Annotated in this window: 18 protein-coding genes; 1 reads left to right on the forward strand and 17 read right to left on the reverse strand. The window is 73.2% G+C overall.

Features of this window, described 5'->3' with window-relative positions; all coding sequences use genetic code 11:
* Positions 1–5: 5 nt before the first annotated feature.
* Entirely contained in the window at positions 6–341 is a 336-nt protein-coding gene (locus J3473_RS18305) for a YnfA family protein (RefSeq protein WP_207025249.1), read from the reverse strand.
* A 409-nt stretch (positions 342–750) separates the two neighbouring features.
* Between J3473_RS18305 and mobF the strand changes: the two genes are divergently transcribed.
* Positions 751–6,150, forward strand: coding sequence for a MobF family relaxase (mobF, locus tag J3473_RS18310; RefSeq protein WP_207025250.1), 5,400 nt, complete (start codon positions 751–753; stop codon positions 6,148–6,150).
* Positions 6,151–6,552: 402 nt separating this feature from the next.
* Here mobF and J3473_RS18315 read toward each other — a convergent pair whose 3' ends face one another.
* The 16 genes from J3473_RS18315 to J3473_RS18390 all read right to left on the reverse strand — a co-directional run bounded on the left by J3473_RS18315 (position 6,553) and on the right by J3473_RS18390 (position 20,829).
* The gene (locus tag J3473_RS18315; RefSeq protein ID WP_306790198.1) at positions 6,553–7,305 is read right to left on the reverse strand and encodes a class F sortase; all 753 of its coding nucleotides are present in this window, start codon (positions 7,303–7,305) and stop codon (positions 6,553–6,555) included.
* Entirely contained in the window at positions 7,244–8,008 is a 765-nt protein-coding gene (locus J3473_RS18320) for a CHRD domain-containing protein (RefSeq protein ID WP_207025252.1), read from the reverse strand. The genes J3473_RS18315 and J3473_RS18320 overlap by 62 nt, the downstream gene beginning before the upstream one ends.
* A gap of 560 nt (positions 8,009–8,568) precedes the next feature.
* Positions 8,569–9,282, reverse strand: a complete 714-nt coding sequence (locus J3473_RS18325) for a phosphatase PAP2 family protein (RefSeq protein ID WP_207025253.1) — start codon at positions 9,280–9,282, stop codon at positions 8,569–8,571.
* 109 nt (positions 9,283–9,391) lie between these two features.
* On the reverse strand, positions 9,392–10,033 hold the full coding sequence (locus J3473_RS18330; protein WP_207025254.1) for a hypothetical protein: 642 nt from the start codon (positions 10,031–10,033) through the stop codon (positions 9,392–9,394).
* Positions 10,026–11,486 (reverse strand): type IV secretory system conjugative DNA transfer family protein, encoded by a 1,461-nt coding sequence (locus J3473_RS18335; protein WP_207025255.1) that lies wholly within the window; start codon positions 11,484–11,486, stop codon positions 10,026–10,028. The genes J3473_RS18330 and J3473_RS18335 overlap by 8 nt, the downstream gene beginning before the upstream one ends.
* Positions 11,483–11,932, reverse strand: a complete 450-nt coding sequence (locus J3473_RS18340) for a hypothetical protein (protein WP_207025256.1) — start codon at positions 11,930–11,932, stop codon at positions 11,483–11,485. The genes J3473_RS18335 and J3473_RS18340 overlap by 4 nt, the downstream gene beginning before the upstream one ends.
* Before the next feature lie 10 nt (positions 11,933–11,942).
* On the reverse strand, positions 11,943–12,380 hold the full coding sequence (locus tag J3473_RS18345) for a hypothetical protein (RefSeq protein WP_207025257.1): 438 nt from the start codon (positions 12,378–12,380) through the stop codon (positions 11,943–11,945).
* Complete coding sequence (locus J3473_RS18350; RefSeq protein WP_207025258.1) at positions 12,377–13,495, reverse strand: peptidoglycan DD-metalloendopeptidase family protein; 1,119 nt, start codon at positions 13,493–13,495, stop codon at positions 12,377–12,379. Before J3473_RS18350 ends, J3473_RS18345 begins: the two co-directional genes overlap by 4 nt.
* Before the next feature lie 13 nt (positions 13,496–13,508).
* Entirely contained in the window at positions 13,509–15,026 is a 1,518-nt protein-coding gene (locus J3473_RS18355; protein ID WP_207025259.1) for an ATP-binding protein, read from the reverse strand.
* Positions 15,023–15,235, reverse strand: coding sequence for a hypothetical protein (locus tag J3473_RS18360; protein WP_207025260.1), 213 nt, complete (start codon positions 15,233–15,235; stop codon positions 15,023–15,025). Before J3473_RS18360 ends, J3473_RS18355 begins: the two co-directional genes overlap by 4 nt.
* 1 nt (position 15,236) lies before the next feature.
* Positions 15,237–16,736, reverse strand: coding sequence for an SCO6880 family protein (locus J3473_RS19775; RefSeq protein WP_207025261.1), 1,500 nt, complete (start codon positions 16,734–16,736; stop codon positions 15,237–15,239).
* 24 nt (positions 16,737–16,760) lie between these two features.
* Positions 16,761–18,167, reverse strand: a complete 1,407-nt coding sequence (locus J3473_RS18370; protein WP_207025262.1) for a conjugal transfer protein TrbL family protein — start codon at positions 18,165–18,167, stop codon at positions 16,761–16,763.
* A complete protein-coding gene (locus J3473_RS18375; protein WP_207025263.1) occupies positions 18,154–18,969 on the reverse strand; it encodes a hypothetical protein in 816 nt (271 codons plus the stop codon). The genes J3473_RS18370 and J3473_RS18375 overlap by 14 nt, the downstream gene beginning before the upstream one ends.
* Positions 18,969–19,271, reverse strand: coding sequence for a hypothetical protein (locus J3473_RS18380; RefSeq protein ID WP_207025264.1), 303 nt, complete (start codon positions 19,269–19,271; stop codon positions 18,969–18,971). Before J3473_RS18380 ends, J3473_RS18375 begins: the two co-directional genes overlap by 1 nt.
* A complete protein-coding gene (locus J3473_RS18385) occupies positions 19,268–20,047 on the reverse strand; it encodes a hypothetical protein (protein ID WP_207025265.1) in 780 nt (259 codons plus the stop codon). Before J3473_RS18385 ends, J3473_RS18380 begins: the two co-directional genes overlap by 4 nt.
* Positions 20,044–20,829, reverse strand: coding sequence for a hypothetical protein (locus J3473_RS18390; RefSeq protein WP_207025266.1), 786 nt, complete (start codon positions 20,827–20,829; stop codon positions 20,044–20,046). The genes J3473_RS18385 and J3473_RS18390 overlap by 4 nt, the downstream gene beginning before the upstream one ends.
* Positions 20,830–20,833: the final 4 nt, after the last annotated feature.

Raw genomic sequence — 20,833 nt, forward strand, 5'->3', positions numbered from 1 at the left:
CCGGCTCAGGCCTGCCGCGGCGCGTACATGATGACCGCGACCCCGGCCAGGCACAACAGCGCCCCCGCGACATCGAAACGGTCCGGACGGAAGCCGTCGACGGCCATGCCCCACAGCAGCGAGCCCGCGACGAACACGCCGCCGTAGGCCGCGAGGATCCGGCCGAAGTGAGCGTCCGGCTGGAGCGTGGCGACGAAGCCGTAGAGCCCCAGCGCGATGACACCCGCACCGATCCACACCCATCCGCGGTGCTCTCGCACGCCCTGCCAGACCAGCCAGGCCCCACCGATCTCCGCAACCGCGGCGGCGATGAACAAGGTGATCGAGCGCAGGGTGTCCATGGTCCGGATGATCGCACTCCTCGCAGGAGTGTCCGGCGGCGGCTCGAGAACGGCAGGGTCATGAGGCCGTCAGGGGCAATGCACGCCGTCCCAACCGGGCATGGGCGATGGTCTGACCGGGCCATCCCCGGTAGCACGTCCTTCCGTCGCGCCAAGGCATTGCCGGACGACCACCTACGGTCCCGCCGACGCCCCTCGCGACCACTGAACCACCGCCAGCGCACTTCTGCGCATCCCCCTCCCTGACAGCTGCCCCCATCCCTCCGCCACGCGCGAGACCGACGCCCTCACGGCGCCGACGCAGGCACGCCAGAACTAATCCACTGCACACCTCATGCATTCCGGGTCGTACCCGCCGGCGGGGCGGCGTCCACCGGGCGCCGGCGAGGTGCCTTTGGGCGGTGTGACCATGAGCCTGCACAAGCTCACCGCGGGCACTGGGTACACGTACCTGACCCGGCAGGTCGCCGCGCACGACCGCGCTCCCACCGCACGGGCCTCGCTCGCCTCGTACTACACCGAGCGCGGCGAGACCCCGGGCCGGTGGGTGGGCTCCGGGCTGGCCGGGATCGACGGGCTGCAAGTCGGGGACGAGGTCACCGAGGAGCAGATGCGGGCCCTGTTCGGGGCCGGGCTGCATCCCCTGGCGGCGGAGCGTTCCACCCGCCTGGAGGGCCCGGACCTGACCGGTCGGGACCTGCGCGCCGCCACCCGGCTCGGGACCCCCTACAAGATCTACGCCCACGACACTCCGCACTTCCTGGTCGAGGTCGCACGCCGGATCGAGGATCACGCGGCGACACTCGGACACCCGCGTGACTACCCGGTGCACGCCGACACCAAGGCCGCCATCCGCAGCGCCGTGGCGGCCGAGATGTTCACCCACGAGCACGGCCGGGTGCCCTCCGGTGCAAGGGAGCTCGCCGCGGCGGTCGCTCGCTACTCACGTCCGCGCACACGCGCGGTGGCCGGGTTCGACCTCACCTTCTCCCCCGTCAAGTCGGTCTCCGCCCTGTGGGCGCTCGCACCACCGGCGGTCGCGGCGCAGGTCGAACAGGCGCACCACGACGCCGTCCGCGACGCCCTGAACTACCTCGAGGAGCAGGCCGTCTTCACCCGGGAAGGGGCCGACGGCGTCCGGCAGGTCGAGACCACCGGGCTGGTCGCGGCCGCCTTCACGCACCGGGACTCACGCGCCGGCGACCCCGACCTGCACACCCATGTCGCCGTCGCCAACAAGGTGCAGGCCCGCGGGTCCGGGTCGTGGCTGGCCATCGACGGGCGGATCCTCTACAAGGCGCACGTCTCCGCGTCGGAAACCTACAACACCGCCCTCGAAGCCCACCTGCGGCGCCGGCTCGGCGTCCGCTTCGCCGCCCGTCCCGGCCCCGGCGCAGACGCTCGCCCGGTGCGGGAGATCGTCGGCATCGACCCGGCCCTCCTGGCTCGGTGGTCCAGCCGGCGGCAGCTCATCGACACCCGCCGCGGGGAGCTCGCAACGACCTTCCAGCACGACCACGGCCGGCCTCCGACGACCGTCGAGGCGCTGCACCTCGCCCAGCAGGCAACCCTCGAGACCCGTGAGGACAAGCACCCGCCCCGCACGCTCGGCGAGCAGCGCGCCGCGTGGCGGCGCGAGGCTCACGCCGTCCTCGGGGAACACCGGGTAGACGCGATGGTCCGGGCCGCGGTGGGCCGGCGCCCTAACCGCGGCGCCCCGCCGCCGGACCGGGTCTGGGTCGAACGGACCGCGAGGTCGGTCCTCAACGAGCTGCAGTCGCGACGCTCGACCTGGCAGGTCTGGCACGTGCGGGCCGAGGCCCAGCGGCAGGTCCGCGCCCTCCACCTCGATCCCCTCCTCGTCCGGAGGGTCGTCGCGCTCGTGACCGACACCGCGCTCGCCGCCTCGGTACGCATCACGCCCGACAGTGACGGGATCTCGGAGCCTCAAGCCCTGCGCCGCACCGACGGCAGCAGCGTCTACGAGGTGGCCGGCGCAGCCCTCTTCACCAGCTCGGCCGTCCTTGCCGCCGAAGAGCGGATCATCACCGCAGCCGGGGTCGCGGACCGTCCTGTCTGCGCCGAGGAGGCGGTCTCGCTGACCCTGCTGGAGCACGCCGCCAACGGCACGGCCCTCAACCCAGGACAGGCGGCCCTGGTACGGAGCATGGCCACCTCCGGCGCTCGCATCCAGCTCGCCCTCGCCCCGGCCGGCGCCGGGAAGACCACCGCCATGCGAGCCCTCACGTCGGCCTGGATCGAGGGCGGCGGCACCGTGCTCGGACTCGCCCCCTCCGCCGCCGCCGCGTCGGTCCTGCGCGAGAGCACGGGAGCCGCCACCGACACCCTCGCCAAGCTCGCGTGGTCACTCACCCACGAGGCCGACCGCCCCGCTTGGGTCGAGAACATCGGCCCCGCGACCATGGTCATCGTCGACGAGGCCGCGATGGCCGACACCCTCACCCTCGACGCCGCCATCACCCACGTCCTCGAGCGCGGCGGGCAGGTCCGTCTGATCGGCGACACCCGCCAGCTTTCCGCCATCGGCGCCGGCGGCATCCTGCGCGACATCGCCGACGTCCACGGCGCTGTGCACCTGACCCAGCTCATGCGCTTCACCGACCCCGCCGAAGGCCTCGCCTCGCTTAGCCTGCGCGACGGACGCCCCGAGGCGCTCGGCTTCTACCTCGACCACCACCGCGTCCACGTAGGCGACACCGACGCCATCTCCGAGGAGGCGTTCCTCGCCTGGGCAACCGACGGCTCGGCGGGACGAGACAGCGTCCTGCTCGCCCCCACCCGCGAGCTCGTCGCGGCGCTCAACGAGCGCGCGCAGGCACATCACCTGGGCAGTGTCTCGCGCGCCTGCGGCATCCCCTTGGCCGACGGCGCCCACGGTCACGTCGGGGACGTCGTCATCACCCGACGCAACGCCCGACGCCTCGCCCTCTCCAGCACCGACTGGGTCAAGAACGGCGACCGCTGGACCATCGAGGCCATCGCACACGACGGGTCAATCACCGTCCGGCACATCCGTTCCCACCACCAGGTCACGCTGCCCCCGGCCTACGTCCACGACAGTGTCGAGCTCGGGTACGCCGCCACCACCCACGCCGCCCAAGGCCTCTCCGTGGACACCGTCCACGGCCTCGCCACCGGCACCGAGAGCCGCCAGCAGCTCTACACGCTGCTGACCCGCGGCGCCGACGCCAACCACCTCTACCTCCAGCTCGCCGGGGACGGAGACCCCCACGGCACCATCCGACCAGACGCCATCCACCCGCCCACCGCCACCGAGGTCCTCGAGTCGATCCTCGCCCGCGACGACGCCCCCCGCTCCGCGACGACCCTGCGCCGTGTCGCCGCCGCGCCCAGCACACAACTGCACGCAGCCGTCAGGAGATACACCGACGCCCTCCACGTCGCGGCCAGCCACCACCTCGGCCGGTCCGTTCTGGCGCAGCTCGACCGCGACGCCGATCGGCTCGTCCCCGGAATCGTCGACGAGGCCGCCTGGCCCAGCCTGCGCTCCCACCTCACCCTCATGGCCGTGGCCGGCGCCGCACCGGCCGACGCACTCGCCGAGGCCATCCGCCAGCGAGATCTCGACAGCGCCTCCGACCGGGCCGCCGTCCTCACCTGGCGCCTGGACGACTCACGGCTCCAGGTAGGTGGTCCAGGGCCGCTCCCCTGGCTCCACCCCATCCCCACAGCCCTGCAAGCGGACGGCGACTGGGGTGACTACCTGCGTGCACGTGGTGACCTCGTCCGTGCCGTGGCAGCACTCGTCCAGGACGAACCAGCCACAGGAGCACCTCCAGACTGGTGGCCGGCCGGGACGCGCATCGAGCCCAATCTCCTGCGAGCACTCACGCTGTGGCGTGCGGCCCAGAGCGTGCCCGAGCACGACCTGCGACCCACCGGGCCACCCATGCCGGTCAAGGCGGCCGCCCTGTGGCAGAACGCCCTCGAGACCCGGCTCGGCACCCGCTCTCCCGCCCTCGACGAATGGGGTGGGCTGCTGCGCCGCCTCGCACCCGGGGTCGCCGATGATGCGTACGGTCCGATGCTCGCCCAACGGCTCGCCGCCGTGCACCGCGCCGGAATCGACGCCGCCAGGTTGGTGTCCACCGCCGTTCACGCGCCCCTGCCGGACGACCACGCCGCCGCCGCCCTCTGGTGGCGCATCAGCCGCCACCTCACCCCCGCCGTCGCGCACGATATCGAAGCACAGACGTCGTTCACCGTCCCGGAGGCGGAGCGACTCCTGAACACCCTCACCCCGACGGCGGGGGATCGTGTCCGCTCCAGCCCGTGGTGGCCCGCCCTCGTCACCCTGCTTGACGAGGCGACAGCACGCGGAGTGAGAGACACCGATCTCGCACGGCTTCTGACGACGACGATCAGCCACGCCGACGATCAGGATCCCGCACAGTCCGTCGTGTGGCGCCTCAGTCTGATGGCCGACCCGCCACCTGCCGAAGACCAACCCAGACCCGACGACTGCCTCGACACGCCGCCGGAGCGGCCCTCGACGCACCCGGTCCTCGACGTGTCACCACCGAGCATCCCAGCACCGACAAACCTCGACGACCTCCACAGCCGCCTCAACGCCGCGGCGCTGCTGCGCACCACCCTGACGCCGCTCCCCCTCACCGACAAAGAGATCGAGCACATGGTCGCCAGAGCCGCCGCGTGGGACGCCGCACCCTTCACCCCAGCTCGCGCCGCAGAGCTCAACGCCCTGGCCCGCGACTACTACGCCGGACTCCTCGAGAGGGCCTGGGCCGGGGACTACCTGCGAGAAAGGCTCGGTCGGCCCTCCACGCCCGACGACGCGGGCTACGCGCCCGCCGGGTGGACCCACCTCACCCAGCACCTGCAAGCTCTGGGCGTGACGGACGAGGAGCTCATCGCCGTCGGCCTCAGTCTCCGAGCGAGGACCGGCACGCTCATCGACCGGTTCCGTGACCGGGTCGTCCTGCCCATCACGGACGATGGCGTGGTGCTCGGCTTTGTGGCGCGCCGGCACCCGGACGCCACGCACACACAGGGGCCCAAGTACCTCAACACCCCGACGACCGTCCTCTTCCACAAGAGCGACGTGCTCTTCGGGATGACCGCTCGAGCGCTGAGCGCCGGGGCCACCCCTGTCCTGGTGGAGGGCGCGCTGGACGCGCTGGCCGTCACCGCAGCGGCCAACGGTCCCTACCTTGGAGTCTCCACGCTGGGCACCAGCCTGACCTGCGCCCAGGCTCGTCTCATCACCGCACACCCGGCGCAGCCGATCCTTGCCTTCGACGCCGACGGTCCCGGCCTCGCGGCCGCGGAACGATCGTTCTGGATGCTCGCCGCACACGGCGCGACACCCCGGGAGGCGACGCTCCCGCCGGGATCGGACCCCGCCTCCCTCGTCCACGATCACGGGGCCCCAGCGCTCGTTCACTGCTTGAGAGGAAGCGTCCCCATCGCGGAACGTCTCATCCGCCAACGCCTCGACACCGACAGCGCGGCGGACCGGGTCATCGCGTTCCGAACGATTGCCGCGGATGACCCCGCCCTCTGGACACAGCGGGCAGTACAGGTCGCTGACCTTGGCCCGCACCCGGGGGCAGTTGAGCTGAAGCTGCTCGTCGACGAAACCGAGACCTGGAACGCTCTCCTCCAGTCCGGGCAAACGTGGACGCCAGAGCGCGAGTCGCGCACCCGCACACCGGATCCACGGCGTGCTTCCGCCCGCAGCACCGCGCCCCGGCAGGGGCAGTCCTCTGGCCCTCGCGTCACGACGCGAGCGTCCCGCGGGCGATAGCCGCCCGAAATCGACAACCCAGGATCCGGGTCACGACCGCGCCCGGGCCGCAGGGTGAACGGTGAAAGAAGTGGGCGCCAAAACGACCCGCTCCTGTGGGGGATGACGGCCATCACACCGTCGTCGAGGCGCGCCGCGTCGCCCCACCGTTCCTCGACCAAGTTCCCGGCCGTCACCGCCCCGGACCTCTGGCGAGCGACCTTCAGTACCCCACGCATCGCCCGTCGGCTCCTACCGGGGCGATGACGCGCGACCTATCCGTGTCGAGGCGACCGCCACCCTGCTCGTTGCCGTTGGGTGCTGTGGCTGGGGAGTCTCGCGCGTCGTTCTTCGCGGCCTTCGCCGTCGGCCTCAGCGCGTGCGCGCCGATCGTCCTCTACCAGTACGACGATCTCCCGCCCGTCAGGCGCCGACGGCCTTCGCGTAGACGACGACGTTGTCGGTGTAGTGACCGGTGGTGTCGTCGATGGTGCCGCCGCAGGTGATCAGGCGCAGTTCAGGACCGGCGGTGTTGCCATAGACCGCCCCGGTCGGGAAGTCGTCCTTCGGGTAGCGGTCGATGCGGTACACCTCGAAGGCCACCGTCTTCCCGTCGGCACGGGAGACTTCGACGTCGTCGCCCTTCTTGACCGCGCCGAGCTCGAAGAACACCGACGGGCCGGTCGACACGGAGTCCACGTGACCGAGCACGACGCTCGGGCCGACCTGGCCCGGTGCCGGAGAGCCGGTGAACCAGGCGGCCTCGTCGTAGTGCGGCCCGTGGACGGGGACCTGGATCGTCCCGTCACCGGCGAGGCCGGTCTCGTTGACGACCGAGTCGATCTTCACCGACGGGATGCGCACGTGCGTGGCCCGGGACCGCGACAGCCCCGGGGGGTTCGGTGAGGCTGGCGCTGAGGGACCCGTCGACCTCGAGGTGGGCGGGGGCGCCGGGGGGCTCGCGTCGGGCGTGGGAGCCGTGGCCGTAAGTGGCGGCTCGGGCGCGGAGCGCTGGTCTGCGACCGTCTTCCCGAGCAGGCCAAACCCCGCGAGGAGGAGGACGGTGGCCACCGTCGCCCAGAGGCGACGGTGGCCACGCTGCGGGTCCTTCACGTCAGGCCTGGTCCTCCGCGGTGCGGCGGCGACGCGAGGCGATGAGCGCCGCGCCAGCCCCACCGACGAGGAGGGTGCCGCCGAGCGCGATGAGCCCGGCGTCCTCGGTGCCGGCCGTCGAGCCGCCACCGGTCTGGACGCCACCGGCGGGCATCTGGCTCATCTGGCTGGCCTGGAGCACACCACAGGCGGCGGGGTCGGTCGCCTCTTCCGGCAATGAGTCATCGAGGTCGGACTTGACGTCACCGTCGTACTTGCCGGACCCGTCGAGGTCGACACCGTGGACGACGACGACGGCCTTCCCGGCGCTGATCGCCGAGGCCGTCTTGTCGTCGAGCTTGATGGTCCGCGAGTAGCTGGCGTTGCCGGTCGGGAACCGCTTGACGGCCAAGCCGCTGTCCGGGCTGGTGTCGCCGTCGGTCGTCAGCGAGACCGCGATGCCGCCGTACTGGTCGGCTGCGTCGCTCACCTGCAGGGCGCCGTTGGCTCCGCTGCCCTCCTGGTCGTTGGTGGGGCAGACGCCCATCCCTCCGATGTGGATGTGCTGCGCGTGCGGCGCGCCCTCGAGGAGGCCCTGGCTCTGCAGCTTGATGTCCAGCGTGTTGCCCTTCAGCGTGGCGGTGGCGGTGCTCGTCACCCCGGAGTCGTTGAGCTGGGTGAGGTTGGCGGTGAAGGTGCCGTCCGCGGCGTTCGCGGCGGGCGCCGACAGCGCCAACGGCAGCGCGCCCAGCGCGAGAGCAGCGGCGGCGGTCAGTGACTTTCGCATGGATCGTCTCCGTTCAGGTTTGGAGCGCAAGGCCACGCCACGAGGCCGTGACGAAACGAACCTTGATCTCCGCGAGAGCAGTTCGAGGCCAACAACTGATCGGATTGGTGAGACTGCTGCAGATCCTTGAACGGAAATCCGCCAGCAACGCACGGCTCTGGGGCTGCGTGACATGGAGATGTCGCTCGACCCGGGGTCCGACGACCACGCGAGCGTCCACGCCAGCAGCACCGCCTCCGTCCTGCGCAACCACCCCCACAACGCCTGGACCACGCCCGCGCCGGAGCCTCGTCGTCGCGACGCGGCGGGAGCTGAACCAGCCCGTCGTCACGATCGATGACTCCGGTCCGGGCATCGACGACACCGACGCGGTCCTGGCTCTTCGTGCCCGGCTCGGTGCCAAGGTCGGAGGCAGCGGACTCGGTCTGGCGATCGCCACCGAACAGCTCCACCGGCACGGTGGCACCCTTCGACCTCGGGTCGACCCAGTTCCCCACGGACACGAGGGCGCAGATCCACCCGCCGGGCGCGTCACAGGGCGCCTGAGGCACCGGTCGAGGTCAGGCCAGATCGTCGACGCCCCGAGCGGCCGGCGTCCACGAGGGCCGGCGGTGACGCAGGAGGTCCACCGCGACGACGGTGAGGGCGAGTACCCCCATCCCCAGGACCAGACCGGCCACGACGTCGGTCGCCCAGTGGTAGCCCAAGTAGATCCGGCTCGCGCCCACCACCACGCTGCCGAGCACCCACCCGCCCAGCGCCGTAGCCCGCACCCACCACGAGGACCAGCGCAGGACGACCAGGCCGGCCACGAGGCCGAGGAAGACGGTCGTGCCGAGCGTGTGCCCGGACGGGAACGCCGGTGACGGGTCCGGCGGACCGTACACCGCCCACGCCGCCGGACGGACCCGGCCGACGAGGTCCTTGACACCCACGATCAGGCCAGCCGTCACGGCCATCGACGCCGTCAGCACGGCAGCGAGCAAGCGGTCCTTCCACTGTGTCCAGACCCAGAAGACCAGCACAGCCGCGAAGATCCCGAGGCACACCTCGCTCCCGAGGAGCGCCAGCACGTCCGCGACCACGTTGAGGACGCTGTCCCGCAGGGCTGGGACACGCTGCTCGACCACCGGGTCGATGCCGCTCAGGTCACCCCTCTCCAGCACGCCGTCCACGAGCTGCGCGAACAGCCCGACCGAGACCAGCGCGAGCAACGCGCCGCCCCAGACCCCGGGACGACGCCACGCCGTCCTCCACCACGATCGTTCGGGCACTCTCGACCTGCCTCCGTTCACGTCCATGCCGCCACCGTTCCTGTCCTGCCTGTGCCCGGGCTGTGGATCGCCCCTGCGGCCCGTGTGCTCCGCCGATCTGCGCACGGGCTCACTCAGGACCGGTCACCTCACCCGTCTCGAGGTCGACCAGGTCGCCGTCCACGAGACGCAGCCGGTCACCCGGCGCCCACACCGATGACTGAGCGGGTGCCGCGTCCCTGCGGAACGCCGCCACGCGACGGCGGCGGTGGACGTCGCTGCTGTGGCGGACATGCCGTCCAGCGGACGGCCACGGCTGGTGCCCACTGTCGCAGTGGGACTTCACACGCTCACGCAGGCGATCACTGAACGCCGGCAGGGCGTAACGGTGCCAGTCCTCCAGAGCGTCCGAGGTGTTGGCCATCCCGGCCCGGCGGCGCTGATCGGCCAGCACCGCGAGATCGTGGACGAGGTGCGGGTGCTCGACCCAGCACTCCGGGATCAGCCCCGAGGGGTCCCACGTGTACTCGTGGTTGATCCATGTGACGACGGCGTCGAGCCACAGCCACACCTCGAGACGAAGGTCGGGATGCGAGCACGTGGACGGGTCCCAGGGTCGTGGAAGCCGGCGTAGGTCACCCAGGGCCCGGACCTGCTCCGGGGTGCCGGACGCCGCGATGTGCAGCTCCCAGTACGCATGCTCCACGAGACGCCCGGGCCGGGGGAAGCCCTGGACAACCTCGAAGCGCCCTTCGCGGCCAGCGTCATCCACGGTCGCTCCCCTGCGGTTCGCCCGGGGCACCCAGCCCCAGCGTCCGGGCTCGCGCGACGGACGCCGCCGTCCGCGCCGACAGCGGCAGCGACGCGGCGCCAGCGCCGGCCATCGCCGCCCGCGCCTGTCGCCGCATGGTCAGTAGCGAGTCTCCGCGGGCCCCGTCGGTACAACGACGCAGCCGGGCGATCAGTGGCCTGCCCTGCTCGGCGATGACCAGGGCCTGACTCGGCGGCAGCTGCCGGATCTCCGGGCCGGTGAGGATGGGGATGTCCTCCGCGCTGACCGACCGCGAGGCACCAGCTGAGCTCCACGTGGTGCGGGCCACCCGCACCCGTCCCAACAGATCCGATGCCTCCTGGTTGAAGCCGGCATCCTTGGAGCCGCCGAACAGGACGAGCACGTTGGTCAGCCCGAGGACGGACCGTGCGGCGTGCTCCCCGAACACCTGCGTCAGCTGGGCTCGCGTCTGGGATGCCCAGATGAACGAGACGCCGAGGGCGCGCTCGTTGGCCATGCGGGTCTGCAAGGTGGGCAGCGGTGTCGTCGAGGGCAGTTCGTCGAGACAGGCCAGCATCGGCGGACACAGCCGACCCCACGGTGAGGTGTGGGCGAGCTCGAGGGCGGTGTCGAGGACATGCTCGGCGACCGCCGTCATCAACGGCGACGCGGAGTCGTAGGGGCTGTCGCGACCCAGAAGGTAGATCGTGCCGCGGCGGGAGATGAGGTCCGCGATGTCCGTGGCGGGCCTGCCCGGGCCGGGGGTGCAACGGCGGCGGGCCCCTTCCTGGAAGAACAGGGTCAGCGCCTGCTGCACCGTGGTCGTCGTGTTGCCGGCGGTGCGTTCGTCGCCACGCAGTGCGCCGTGGAGCAGCCCGCGCCAGAACGGCGCGGCGTCGGGGTGGCCCCCCAGGATCTCCAGCGGTTCGGTCGCGGCCGCCGGGTTGGCCACCCAGCGCAGCACGTCGTCGAGGGTGCGTCCGGTCAGGGCGGCCGCGTGCAGGTAGGCCTGAATGACCTTGGCCGCCTCCGCCGCATAGAAGCGCGCCGCGTCGTCGCCGTGGCCACGCTCCCCCGCGGACCCGACGGTGCCGGCCGTGAACGCCTTCGCGCGACGCTCGGCGATCACTGGGTCGACGCACCCGGCCACCGGGTCCCACACCAGCTCAGGAGCGCCGGGGACGAGACCGAACGGGTCGAGAACGGCGCACGAGCGGCCGTGGTCCGAACGCGGGGTGATGGTCAGGAGCAGGTCATCCGGCTTGGTCAACGTCACCAGCGCGGCGCCAGGCGCACCGAGCAGGGCGGGGGTCAGCAGGTCGAGGGTCTTGCCTGAGCCTTGCGGCCCGATCACCCCGGTGGTGCGATCCCACGGCACCCACAGCTCGCCGCCGCGCGGCTGATGAGAACGACCCAGCCGCCACCCCACCTGCTCCGGGTCGAACCTGCTCATCGCCTCCCCCTGCGCGAGTGGAGGTCAGGGCGCACCAACGGCGCCGTGGCCCGCAGATGCCGCAGGCCGAGCAGCTGCTCCGTCTCAGCCCGGCTGGCCATCCCCCGGACCCGCCCGGGGCCCCACCGGCACAGCAGAGACAACGCGCACCACAGCAGGCCGGCGCAGGTCGCGCTCTCACAGAGCACGATCCAGGCGTACAAGGCACCCCGGGAGGCAGCGGGGCCTGGGGGCAGGCCCACGCGGGCATCACCGGCGAGCAGCGCCGGCAGGCTCGTGAACAGGTCCTCGCGTGGGGTGAACGCCCACTCGCCGAGCGTGGTGCCGTTGGCCAGGGTCCTCCCGGCGTGCACGGCGAGGACGAGCAGGAGGAGGACCGCGGTGAGGGCGGCGACCGGGAGCTCCCAGGTCCACGGGTACGGGGTGCTGCGACGGCTGCTCTGCATGCTTCCTCCGTCACCGCGCGCTGCGGCGTCGGTCGGTGTCGCCCGCCGTCGACGGGTCGATGGCCTTGCGGGCGCGCTCCTGGCTGGTCGCCAGGCGATGCGGCGCAGCCTGCGGAACCCGGTGCACAGGCTCGGTCAGCGCCTCGAGATGTCCGGTCGCGTGGGCGTGGCGGCGGATGAGCAGGTGGTGTGCGTGGTCGGTCAGCTCCTCGTCCACATGACGTGGGTCCGGCGGGCACTCCCAGTGCGCGGCCAGACGGGCCAGCAGGTCCGGTCGCTTCAGGGCAAGGAGCTCGACGCGATGGCGCACCGGTCCGAGCTCGAACTCGAGGCGGTGTGCCGCGATGAACGGGGAGAGGGTGTGAGCGCTCGCGTGCCGCACCGCTGCGCCGAGGTCCCGGTTGACCAAGGCGATGACGCTGGGCTCAGTTCTCTTGGCATCGGTCATCCGACGGCTCCTTGCGTCTTGGGTTCCGCGGCGGGACAGGACTCTGTTGGCTCGGGTGAGGCGGCGTAGGTGTGGGCGTAGACCAGGACGTCGGCGACGTACCAGTTGGCGTGGTTGTACGCGTAGAGGGCCCGGCGGATCCCGGCCGGGCCCTGCCTGGCGCCCTCATGTGCGAGGTAGTTCGCGGCGGCGTGGACGCTGTCCGCGTCGTTGGTGATGTCGGCGCGCCCGTCGCCGTCGCCGTCGACGCCGTACAGCGCCCAGGTGGCGGGCATGAACTGCATGAGGCCGCGGGCCCCGGCGCTGGAGGTGGCGGTCACGGCTCCGTGTCGGGTCTCCTCCATCCCGATGCCCGCGAGCAGCGTCCACGGCAGGCCGTAGCGCTTCCCCGCGGCGACGTACAGGGCCCTCACCCGCGCGGGAATCGGTGCCGCTGGGACGGTGACGGACTGCAGCCGGACACCGGTCGCTGGAGGCAGGCCCCGGATTCCGGTGGTTTCCGGACGTTTCGACGTAGCGGGAGCCGCGGTGACCGTCCCGTCCAGCGGCGCACCGTGCGCGGCCATGAAGGGCACGGGGTCGACGGGCACTCCTCGCTCCTGGATCTCGAAGTGCAGGTGGAGTCCGGTCGAGGTGCCCGTCGACCCCTCGAGCCCCAGCTGTTGACCAGCGCTCACGCGCACTCCTGGCCGGAGGCCCGGTGCGATGCTCGCGAGATGCCCGTAACGGCTCATGACGCCGTCGCCGTGGGCGAGGTCGACGCTCAGTCCGACACCCGGCCGCCAGACCGCAGCCGTCACCGTGCCGGCCTGGGCGGCCACGACGGGACCGGCGCTGGGCACGCTGGCCAGGTCCACCCCGGAGTGCAGTCGCCACACGTGCTCGATCGGGTGCAGGCGCATCCCGAACGGGCTCGTGCGCACGTAGCGCTGGGAGAACGGTGCCCGCCACGCACCGGACGTCGAGCCGGCCGTCGAGCAGTCGGGCGAGGCCGCGGCGGCGGGGATAGCGACCGCACTGAGCAGCAGGGTGGCGCCCAGGGGGACCGCGGTGATGGGGACGGTGACGAGGGCGACGGCGAGCATCACGGCGGTCGCGGGGCGGGGTGCACTCATGTCGGCTCCGCTCTCATGCGGCGCCGGTGATGGCGTCGTTGGTGAAGGTCAGCTGGGCCTCGAGCGGGTGCAGGACGGTCTGCACCTTGCAGTGCCGCTCCCCCACCCGCCACAGGGCCCGCCCCTTGCCCTGCATGGCCCACCGGGTGACGACGTCGCGGGCCATCGGTGGCAGCCCGAGCAGGGTCTCCAGCTCGTCGGCTACACCGGCGTCCTGCCCGTGCAGGATGGTCGTGTCGGCGAGATGGAGCAGGTCCTTGGCGATCGTCACGGCCTGCGAGCCGGCCGCTCCGACCGAGAGCAGGTCGGCCGGCTTGTGCGCGTTGGCCCACTGGATGTCACCGCTGCTGCGGGAGAGGCGCAGGTCGGCGTCGAAGGACTTCACCGCGTCCGGGCCGAGCCGCATCTGCTTCCACACCTCGTCCCGGACGGTGATTCGCAGCTCACCGGGGCGTGCCAGCTCGCGCAGGCCCCGCCCCCACGATGACAGGCAGGTCAGGGCGATCCCGACGGCCTCGTCACCCAAGGGCAGCAGCCGCGACAGGGAGAGCGAGGCCAGCGGTGCGTCCCAGTCCAGGCGAATGGTCGTGGGGGCGTCGAACAGTCCCGCCAGGGCTCCGTCGACCAGCTGGCCGAGGGCGTCACGCAGCAGCCTCGTCTCATCCAGCAGCTGGCGGGCGCTGTCGTACCGGCAGTCGGTCACGAGGCTTTCGCTGGGGTTGGCCAGCAGGTGCCAGAGGGCGGGGATCGTGGTCTCGCGCAGGCGGCTCGCGGCGCGGGCGTGACCGGTCAGCTCGCGCAGGGCCGTCTTGACGACCTGCTCCTCGACCGGCCCGAACGGGACGGGGTGTGCACCGATCCGCTGCGAGCCGACCAGCCCCCGCAGCAGGGTGAGCCAGCGGCCGAAGACGAGGCCGGCGCGGGCGTCGGCCTCGTCGCGGGAGAGCCGCTCCCACCCGGTCGCGAGCGGTCCGAAGTCCAGCGGGTTGATCCTGGCCGGCAGACCCGGGCCGACCGCGATGGGGTTGACACCGAGGGCGCGCGCCAGCGGCTCGTACTCGTCCTTCGGGTCTCCGAGGATCAGCGCCTTGTAGCCGAAGTCGAGCATCCGCAGCAAGAACGCCTTGGTCGTCGCCGACTTGCCCCGGCCGGGCTTGCCGAAGCAGATGACGTTGGGGTTGGTCACGCCGACGTCGTCGCGCAGGACCCAGCCGAGCGGGTCGGCGTAGAAGGCGCCTCCTGCCAGGACGTCGATCCCGATCTGGGCCCCCGTGGGCGGCAGTCCCGGGGCCGCGACAAACGGCCACAGGGCGGGAGCCTGGTCGGAGGTCATCCGCCACGCCGACAGGGGCGGGTGGGGCGAGCCGGCCCAGCCGCCATTGGCGCGGCGGGGTCCGCGCAGGGGAGACGGCTCGAACAGGCGGCCGGGACGGGTCTTGGGGGCCGGCTCGTCGACCGGCGGGAGCTCGTGGCCGAAGTCCGACAGCAACCGGGAGACGTCCCGGCCCGGGCTGTGGCGCAGGCGGCTCATCGTGCCCACCCCGACGGGCTCTCGCGGCGAGGCTGTTCAGTCAAGGTCGTGGCGCCGGGGCGTGTCGCCCCGTGCGCGGCCTCGTCGAGGGCGCGGGCGTCGTCCGGGAGCCCTTCTCGGCGCAGGACGACGGCGCTGGCTCGGCACGCCGTCGCCCAGTGCTCGAGCGCCCGTCGTCCGTCGCCGTAGCGGTGGGGGAAGTCGGCCATGTCAGGCCCTCCCCCGGGTGAGGGAGACCCCGAGCGGGATCGTGGCCGCGGCGAACGCCGCGTCCTGCGAGAGGTCCATCCGCAGCGGCGCGAAGCCCGCGGCCCGGATCGAGGCGTCCAGGCGGCGTCCGTGCTCGGTGATCCGTGCGGACTTCGGTGCCGTCACGCAGACCAGGGCGTACGCGCGCACCAGGGCGTGGCCGCGGGCGAGCTTGCCGTCCAGGTTCCTCACCCGGGCCGTGTCGTGGGCCGACCGGGCGGACTGACGCATCCGGGCTCGTGAGCGCAGCCCGTCGGCCATGTCCGCGCTCCACTCGCTGGAGGCGGTCTGCCGGTTCGCGGCCCGGGCGGTAGTGATCGGGTAGGCCACGAGGATGGAGCGGCGTTCCCCCGCCCCGGGAACCAGGACGGGCGCCAACGACCCCATCAGGGCGCCGCGGACCGGCAGCAGCAGGGTGGCGGTGATCGAGTTCCACGCGTCGTGGCTGTAGTGACGCACCGCGCTGTCGGCTCCTGACGGTCCGGCCAGCGCCCACGGCACCTGCGCGCTCTCGCCGGAGCCCTCCAGCCGCAGGGCGTCGATGATCCCCGCGCGGTCGCCGGGGGCGAACCCGGTCCGGCAGACCCCGGCCAGCTCGGGAGAGGTCAGCCAGGCCACGTCCGTCATCCCGAGACCGCCGCGCAGATGGGTCTCGACCTCGGCCAGCACGCCGAGCAGGACCTGCGCGCGCCCTTCCAGGCCGCCCCCCGCCTCCCGGGCGGCCTTGCCCAGACGGCCCTCGGGGACCAGGACCGTCACGAAGGTCTCGGTCCGGACAGCAGCCGCCCTCAGGGCCGCCTGCAGCTCGTCGTTGACCCGCCGCGCCGCAGGCGGCGCCGCCGGGGAGCGGTGACGGGCGGTCCAGCCGTCGCGCTCCGCGCCGTCCTCGGGGACCGTGCGCACCATGAGCTGGATCTCGTCGACCAGCTCGGTGGCGCGGGCGGCGTCCAGCAGCGCCGTCAACCCGACGCCGTACAGGTCGCGCTGCGCCGGCTCGCTCAGCCCGATCCCCGGATGGACGACCGCGGCCGTCACCGCCCACGTTCGGGTGGCGTGGTGCTGGATCAGGGCCACGCGCCGACCCGAGGGCCCCGCCGGCGGAGCCTCGTGCACGCGCGTCCCGGCCAGGACGCCCGGCAGGTCCGGTGTGGCGGCGGGGCCGGCTGCTCCCCGCGCGGCCTCGGCGGTGAACCGGCTCCAGCCGGTGACCGTCCCGACGGCGTGCGCGGCCGCGGCCAGCAGCCACCCGGCGCTCGAGCGGCCCCGCACCGGGGTGACGACGAGAAGGGCCATCGGGGCCCAGGCCGCCAGCAGCGCCCCCGCCGGAGCCCACCGCCCGAGCGAGATCTCCCACAGCGGAGGGAGAAGCCCGAGCGTCACGGCGGCCAGCTGCCACCCGGTCAGGCCGAAGAAGAACCCGAGGCGGGCCCGGGAGTAGTCACGGTAGGTAGTGGCATCCATGGGCGGTCTGTCCTCTCTCGCGCCTCAGGCGGGAATGACCGGGACGGCCCCGGCGGCCGCCCCCGCCTCGCCCATCCCGCCGGCGGCGCCGGGACCCGCGGGCCCTCCTGCCAGGGGTGACGTCGTCTCGGGGGCGGCGTCGGGCCTCGGGCCGCGGGTGTCGGGGAAGGCGTGCACGGGCGGCCGGCTCTCGCGGGCTCCGCCGCGGGGCCCGGTGTCCGGGACGTAGGTGTTGTGGCCCACCCCCATCTGGTTGGTCGCGTCGGCACCGATTGCGGCAGCCGTGGCGCCGAGCCCCGCGGCGGCGCCGACGGCCGATCCGGCCGTGGCGCCGATGACGCCACCGACCGTGCCGACGAACCCGGTGGCCGACTGCGTGAAACGGGTCGTCGTCGCGGCCTCCCCCGCGCCCTCCCCCAGCGAGCGGCCGCTCCCGTCGTCGGCCGCAGCCGACCCGGACCACGCCGCGCTCTGGTCGTCCCCGGCGCGCGTCCCACCAGGAAGGAAGCCACCCAGTCCGCCGGCGCTCGTGACGCCGGCGCGTAGCGCCGCGCCGGAGCTGGTGCCCGGGTCGACGAACGCGAGCAGCTTGAACAGGGCCAGCGGCGCCACCGTCGAGATCAGCAGCAGCAGGACCCCCGGCACGGCCGACCCGACGGCTGCCTGGAGCGAGCGCGTCTGACCGGTGACGACGTGGGTCGAGAGCTGGGTGCCGGCGCCGAGGACCAGGGCCATCAGGGGCGGGGTCAGGGCGGCGGCGTGGGTCCAGCGGACGGTCTTCCAGAACCAGGCCTGGCCGATCTCGGAGACCAGCCCCGCCGCCGCGATCGGTGCTGTGACGGTGAGGATGACCAGGGCGGCGCCGCGCGAGAGCAGGACGACGAGGTGCCCGATCGCGGCGAGCAGCACCAGGACACCGAGGACCCCCAGCACCGTCGCGAGCGTGGCGTCGCTCAGGTCCTCCACCTGCACGCGTCCCCACGGCTGCCACGCCGTCCACGAGTCCACGCCCATGCTCGCCCGCATCACCGCCGACGTCAGGCCCGAGCACGCCAGCAGCAGCGCCACCACGTAGGTCACCCAGCAGGCCCACACCATGACGAACTGGCCGGTCCCCATGAGCAGCCGCGCGAGGGAGCGTCCGTCCCGCCGCACCGCGGCCGCCCCGGTCTGCACCGCGATGAGGACGACGACGAGCGTGAGGGCCACCCAGGCGGTCAGCCGGTAGGTCGAGGCCAGCGGGCCGGACTCGGACAGGTCGGGGGTGAGGAACTCGTCCAGCAGGCCGAGGACGAGGCGCAGCAGCCACAGGCCGGCGTTCCAGATCCCCAGCATCGCCACGGTCCACGCGTCCGCGACGACCTTCCCGGCGGCGTTGCCCAGGGCGGTGAACGGTCCGGTCAGGTCGCCCCACCCGTCAGTCGGAGCCATCGCTGGCTCCCGCGTCGGTGGTGACCCAGTCCCGCCATCCGGCCTGCGCCGCCGCCCTCGTGCGGGGCACGACGCTCGGCATACGGGGCGGCTGCGCGCCGGGGGCGATCTGCCAGCGCCCGTCGGCCCAGGCCATCCGCTCGCAGTGGCCGTCGGTGACCGCGGCCGTGGTGGCGAGCGTGGCCTCGACGCGCAGCAGGACGCAGGCCACCGTCCAGTCCGGGCCGTCGATGCCCCGGACCTGCCCGGCGAGCGGGGTGACGGTGACCGTGGCCGGCCGCTCCGCGGCGGAGCTCGTCGCGGTCGCGGCCAGGAAGTCCTCGACGTTGACGGACATCACCCAGTCGGTGCTCGCCGGTGCCCCGGCCAGGGCCCACCGGGCGTGCACCCGGCTCACCGTCTCGGCGGTCATCGCCGTCAGCACCGTCGCGTCGATCGCCGCCAGCTGCCCGACCGCGCCGGCAGGCGTGCGCGGGTACCCAGTCGGGACGCCGGCCGGGCCGAGCCTGGTCGGCGACGGCACCGCCAGCGCGGCGCCGTCGAGGCCCTGGCTGACAGGTGGGCCGCCCACGGGAGGGCGGGCCGTCAGCGGTGTCGCCGCTATCCGGTCCCGCACCGACGAGCCCCCGGTGGCGCCGGCGTCCACCGCGCCGCTCCTGACGGCCACCGGGCCGCGGCCGTCGGTGACGATCCCCCACAGCGCGTAACCGAGTCCGGCGACGAGCAGGAGCGCCGTCACGCACGCGGCGGCGAGGGCCGTGCCGATGCGGCGGCGGCTCCACGCGGGGGTCGACGCCGGCATCAGACACACCCCGACCCGGTCATGGCCCGCACGATCCCTGGCAGGACGAGGTAGCCGATCACCGCGACGAAGACCACGACGATGCCCACCACGCTGGCCTTCGACGCGTGGGGCATCCCGAAGACCCGTCCCGCGACTGCCCCGCCGATGCCGACGACCACGCCGAGGACGAAGAGCATGCCGACCGCCCACAGCACGTACCCCATGAGCTGGTCGGCGTACTGCTGGGCTCCGGGCGGCGCCTGGGGGCAGATCCGGTCCGGGAGCGTGTGCAGGACCCCAGCCAGTCGGGAGGTGCTCATGGCTGCGTCACCTCGAGTCGGAGGGAGCGCAAGACCTCGCCCCCGGAACGGACCAGACGAGCCGGCAGGGGGCGGGAGTCCACCCCCCGGGCTAGCAGCCGTGCGTCCCACGGCAGCGTGACCACGCGTTCCGGACCGACGCCGTGCGCCTGCAGCACCTGCCGCAACAGCACGGCCACCTCGCGCGGACGACGCTTGTCGCCGAGCAGGACGACGAAGGCTCTCGAGCGCGCCACCGACCGCAGGACGGCGTCGAGGCGGCGCGCGCCGGGGACGGAGGCCGGAGCGACGACGACCAGCGGTCGCGGCGCGTCGAGCAGCGGGGTCAGCCACGAGCGTCCCTCGCGGACGGCGCCCACGTCCCAGCCAACGTCCAGCACGAAGAGCTCGCCCTGGTGACCCACCGGAGGGGTCGGGACGCCGTCGACGCCATGCACCGGGCCGGCCGGGCGCAGCAGCGTGACCTCGCCCCGCGCACCCCTGACCCAGCTGCCGTCCCGTCCGTGCTCCGCCGTGGCCGCCGACGTCAAGCGGGACCGTGCGGGGTCACCGCACTCGACGAGACTGGCCCGCCCCGCCGCGGTGGCGATGGCCAGCGCGGTCGTCGACGATCCACACCCAGCGCAGGCTCCGAGCACCGGGAGCACCACACCGGCGGGCTGCCAGGACTCGACCCGCGTGGCCCGCCCGGGACGGAACTGACCGGAGAGCAGACTCCGGTAGGCGCGCTGCAGCTCGGCCACGCTGACCGGGCGAGCAGGTGCGGTGACGGTCATGACGACCTCACCTGGGCGGCGGCCCCGGCCAGCGCGTCCAAGGCCCGGCCCGCGCGCCGGCGCACCTGCCGGTCGGAGAGGTGGAGCTGATCGGCGAGGACGCGTCCGGCCCGCCGGGTCACCAACCCGGCCCGCCCGCGAGTGCAGTCACCGGGTCGGCTCTGCGCGGCCAGGCCCAGCAGCAGCATCCGGTCGCCGTCGCTAATCACGCCGTGCGCCGTCGCCGCGTCCAGCACCGCCCGCAGCTCGCGCTCCGGGGTCGGCTCGCGGCCGGGTGCCGGCAGCGCGCTCCACGCCGGGTCGAACGGATCCAGGACGCTCGCGCTGGCCCACGTCCGGTCCGTCGGCGTGGTCAGGCCGAGGTCGCGGCGGACCGCCAGCCGGACCCGGGCCAGGAGGTTGGCGGCGACCTTATGGGTCGCCGTGAGCGGCAGTGTCCGCACCTCGATCCACAGCTGTGCCGCGACCAGTTCGTCGATGGTCGGCGACACGTGCCGCAGGCTGCGCGCCACGTTGACCGCTCCCGGCAGCAGCGCCCACGCGAGCACCGCCGCGGCCGGCAGCTCGTCCGCCCCGGCACGACTGCCGAGCCGGCCCAAGGCGCAGACGACGTCGTTGCGGGGGACGAAGTCCAGGCCTCGCATCCAGCCGTGGAAGCCCTCCAGGGGCGGCGCCGCCGCGAGCGGAGGATGCGCGCGAGCCCACTCCCCCCATCGCTCGCTGGCGACCTGCAGCAGGTCGGCATCGAGGCTCTGCAGCCCCAGCTGGGTGGCGACGCTCATCGCT

The organism is Phycicoccus sp. DTK01 (assembly GCF_017312765.1).
GTDB lineage: Bacteria > Actinomycetota > Actinomycetes > Actinomycetales > Dermatophilaceae > Phycicoccus > Phycicoccus jejuensis.

Bases quoted from the DNA above. Each gene is read 5' to 3' on its own strand.
- J3473_RS18370 (WP_207025262.1), bottom strand. From the start codon at position 18,167: ATGGCTCCGACTGACGGGTGGGGCGACCTGACCGGACCGTTCACCGCC.
- J3473_RS18305 (WP_207025249.1), bottom strand. From the start codon at position 341: ATGGACACCCTGCGCTCGATCACCTTGTTCATCGCCGCCGCGGTTGCG.
- J3473_RS18345 (WP_207025257.1), bottom strand. From the start codon at position 12,380: ATGACCGATGCCAAGAGAACTGAGCCCAGCGTCATCGCCTTGGTCAAC.
- J3473_RS18360 (WP_207025260.1), bottom strand. From the start codon at position 15,235: ATGGCCGACTTCCCCCACCGCTACGGCGACGGACGACGGGCGCTCGAG.
- J3473_RS18355 (WP_207025259.1), bottom strand. From the start codon at position 15,026: ATGAGCCGCCTGCGCCACAGCCCGGGCCGGGACGTCTCCCGGTTGCTG.
- mobF (WP_207025250.1), top strand. From the start codon at position 751: ATGAGCCTGCACAAGCTCACCGCGGGCACTGGGTACACGTACCTGACC.
- J3473_RS18380 (WP_207025264.1), bottom strand. From the start codon at position 19,271: ATGAGCACCTCCCGACTGGCTGGGGTCCTGCACACGCTCCCGGACCGG.
- J3473_RS18350 (WP_207025258.1), bottom strand. From the start codon at position 13,495: ATGAGTGCACCCCGCCCCGCGACCGCCGTGATGCTCGCCGTCGCCCTC.
- J3473_RS18390 (WP_207025266.1), bottom strand. From the start codon at position 20,829: ATGAGCGTCGCCACCCAGCTGGGGCTGCAGAGCCTCGATGCCGACCTG.
- J3473_RS18385 (WP_207025265.1), bottom strand. From the start codon at position 20,047: ATGACCGTCACCGCACCTGCTCGCCCGGTCAGCGTGGCCGAGCTGCAG.
- J3473_RS19775 (WP_207025261.1), bottom strand. From the start codon at position 16,736: ATGGATGCCACTACCTACCGTGACTACTCCCGGGCCCGCCTCGGGTTC.
- J3473_RS18340 (WP_207025256.1), bottom strand. From the start codon at position 11,932: ATGCAGAGCAGCCGTCGCAGCACCCCGTACCCGTGGACCTGGGAGCTC.
- J3473_RS18375 (WP_207025263.1), bottom strand. From the start codon at position 18,969: ATGCCGGCGTCGACCCCCGCGTGGAGCCGCCGCCGCATCGGCACGGCC.
- J3473_RS18335 (WP_207025255.1), bottom strand. From the start codon at position 11,486: ATGAGCAGGTTCGACCCGGAGCAGGTGGGGTGGCGGCTGGGTCGTTCT.
- J3473_RS18320 (WP_207025252.1), bottom strand. From the start codon at position 8,008: ATGCGAAAGTCACTGACCGCCGCCGCTGCTCTCGCGCTGGGCGCGCTG.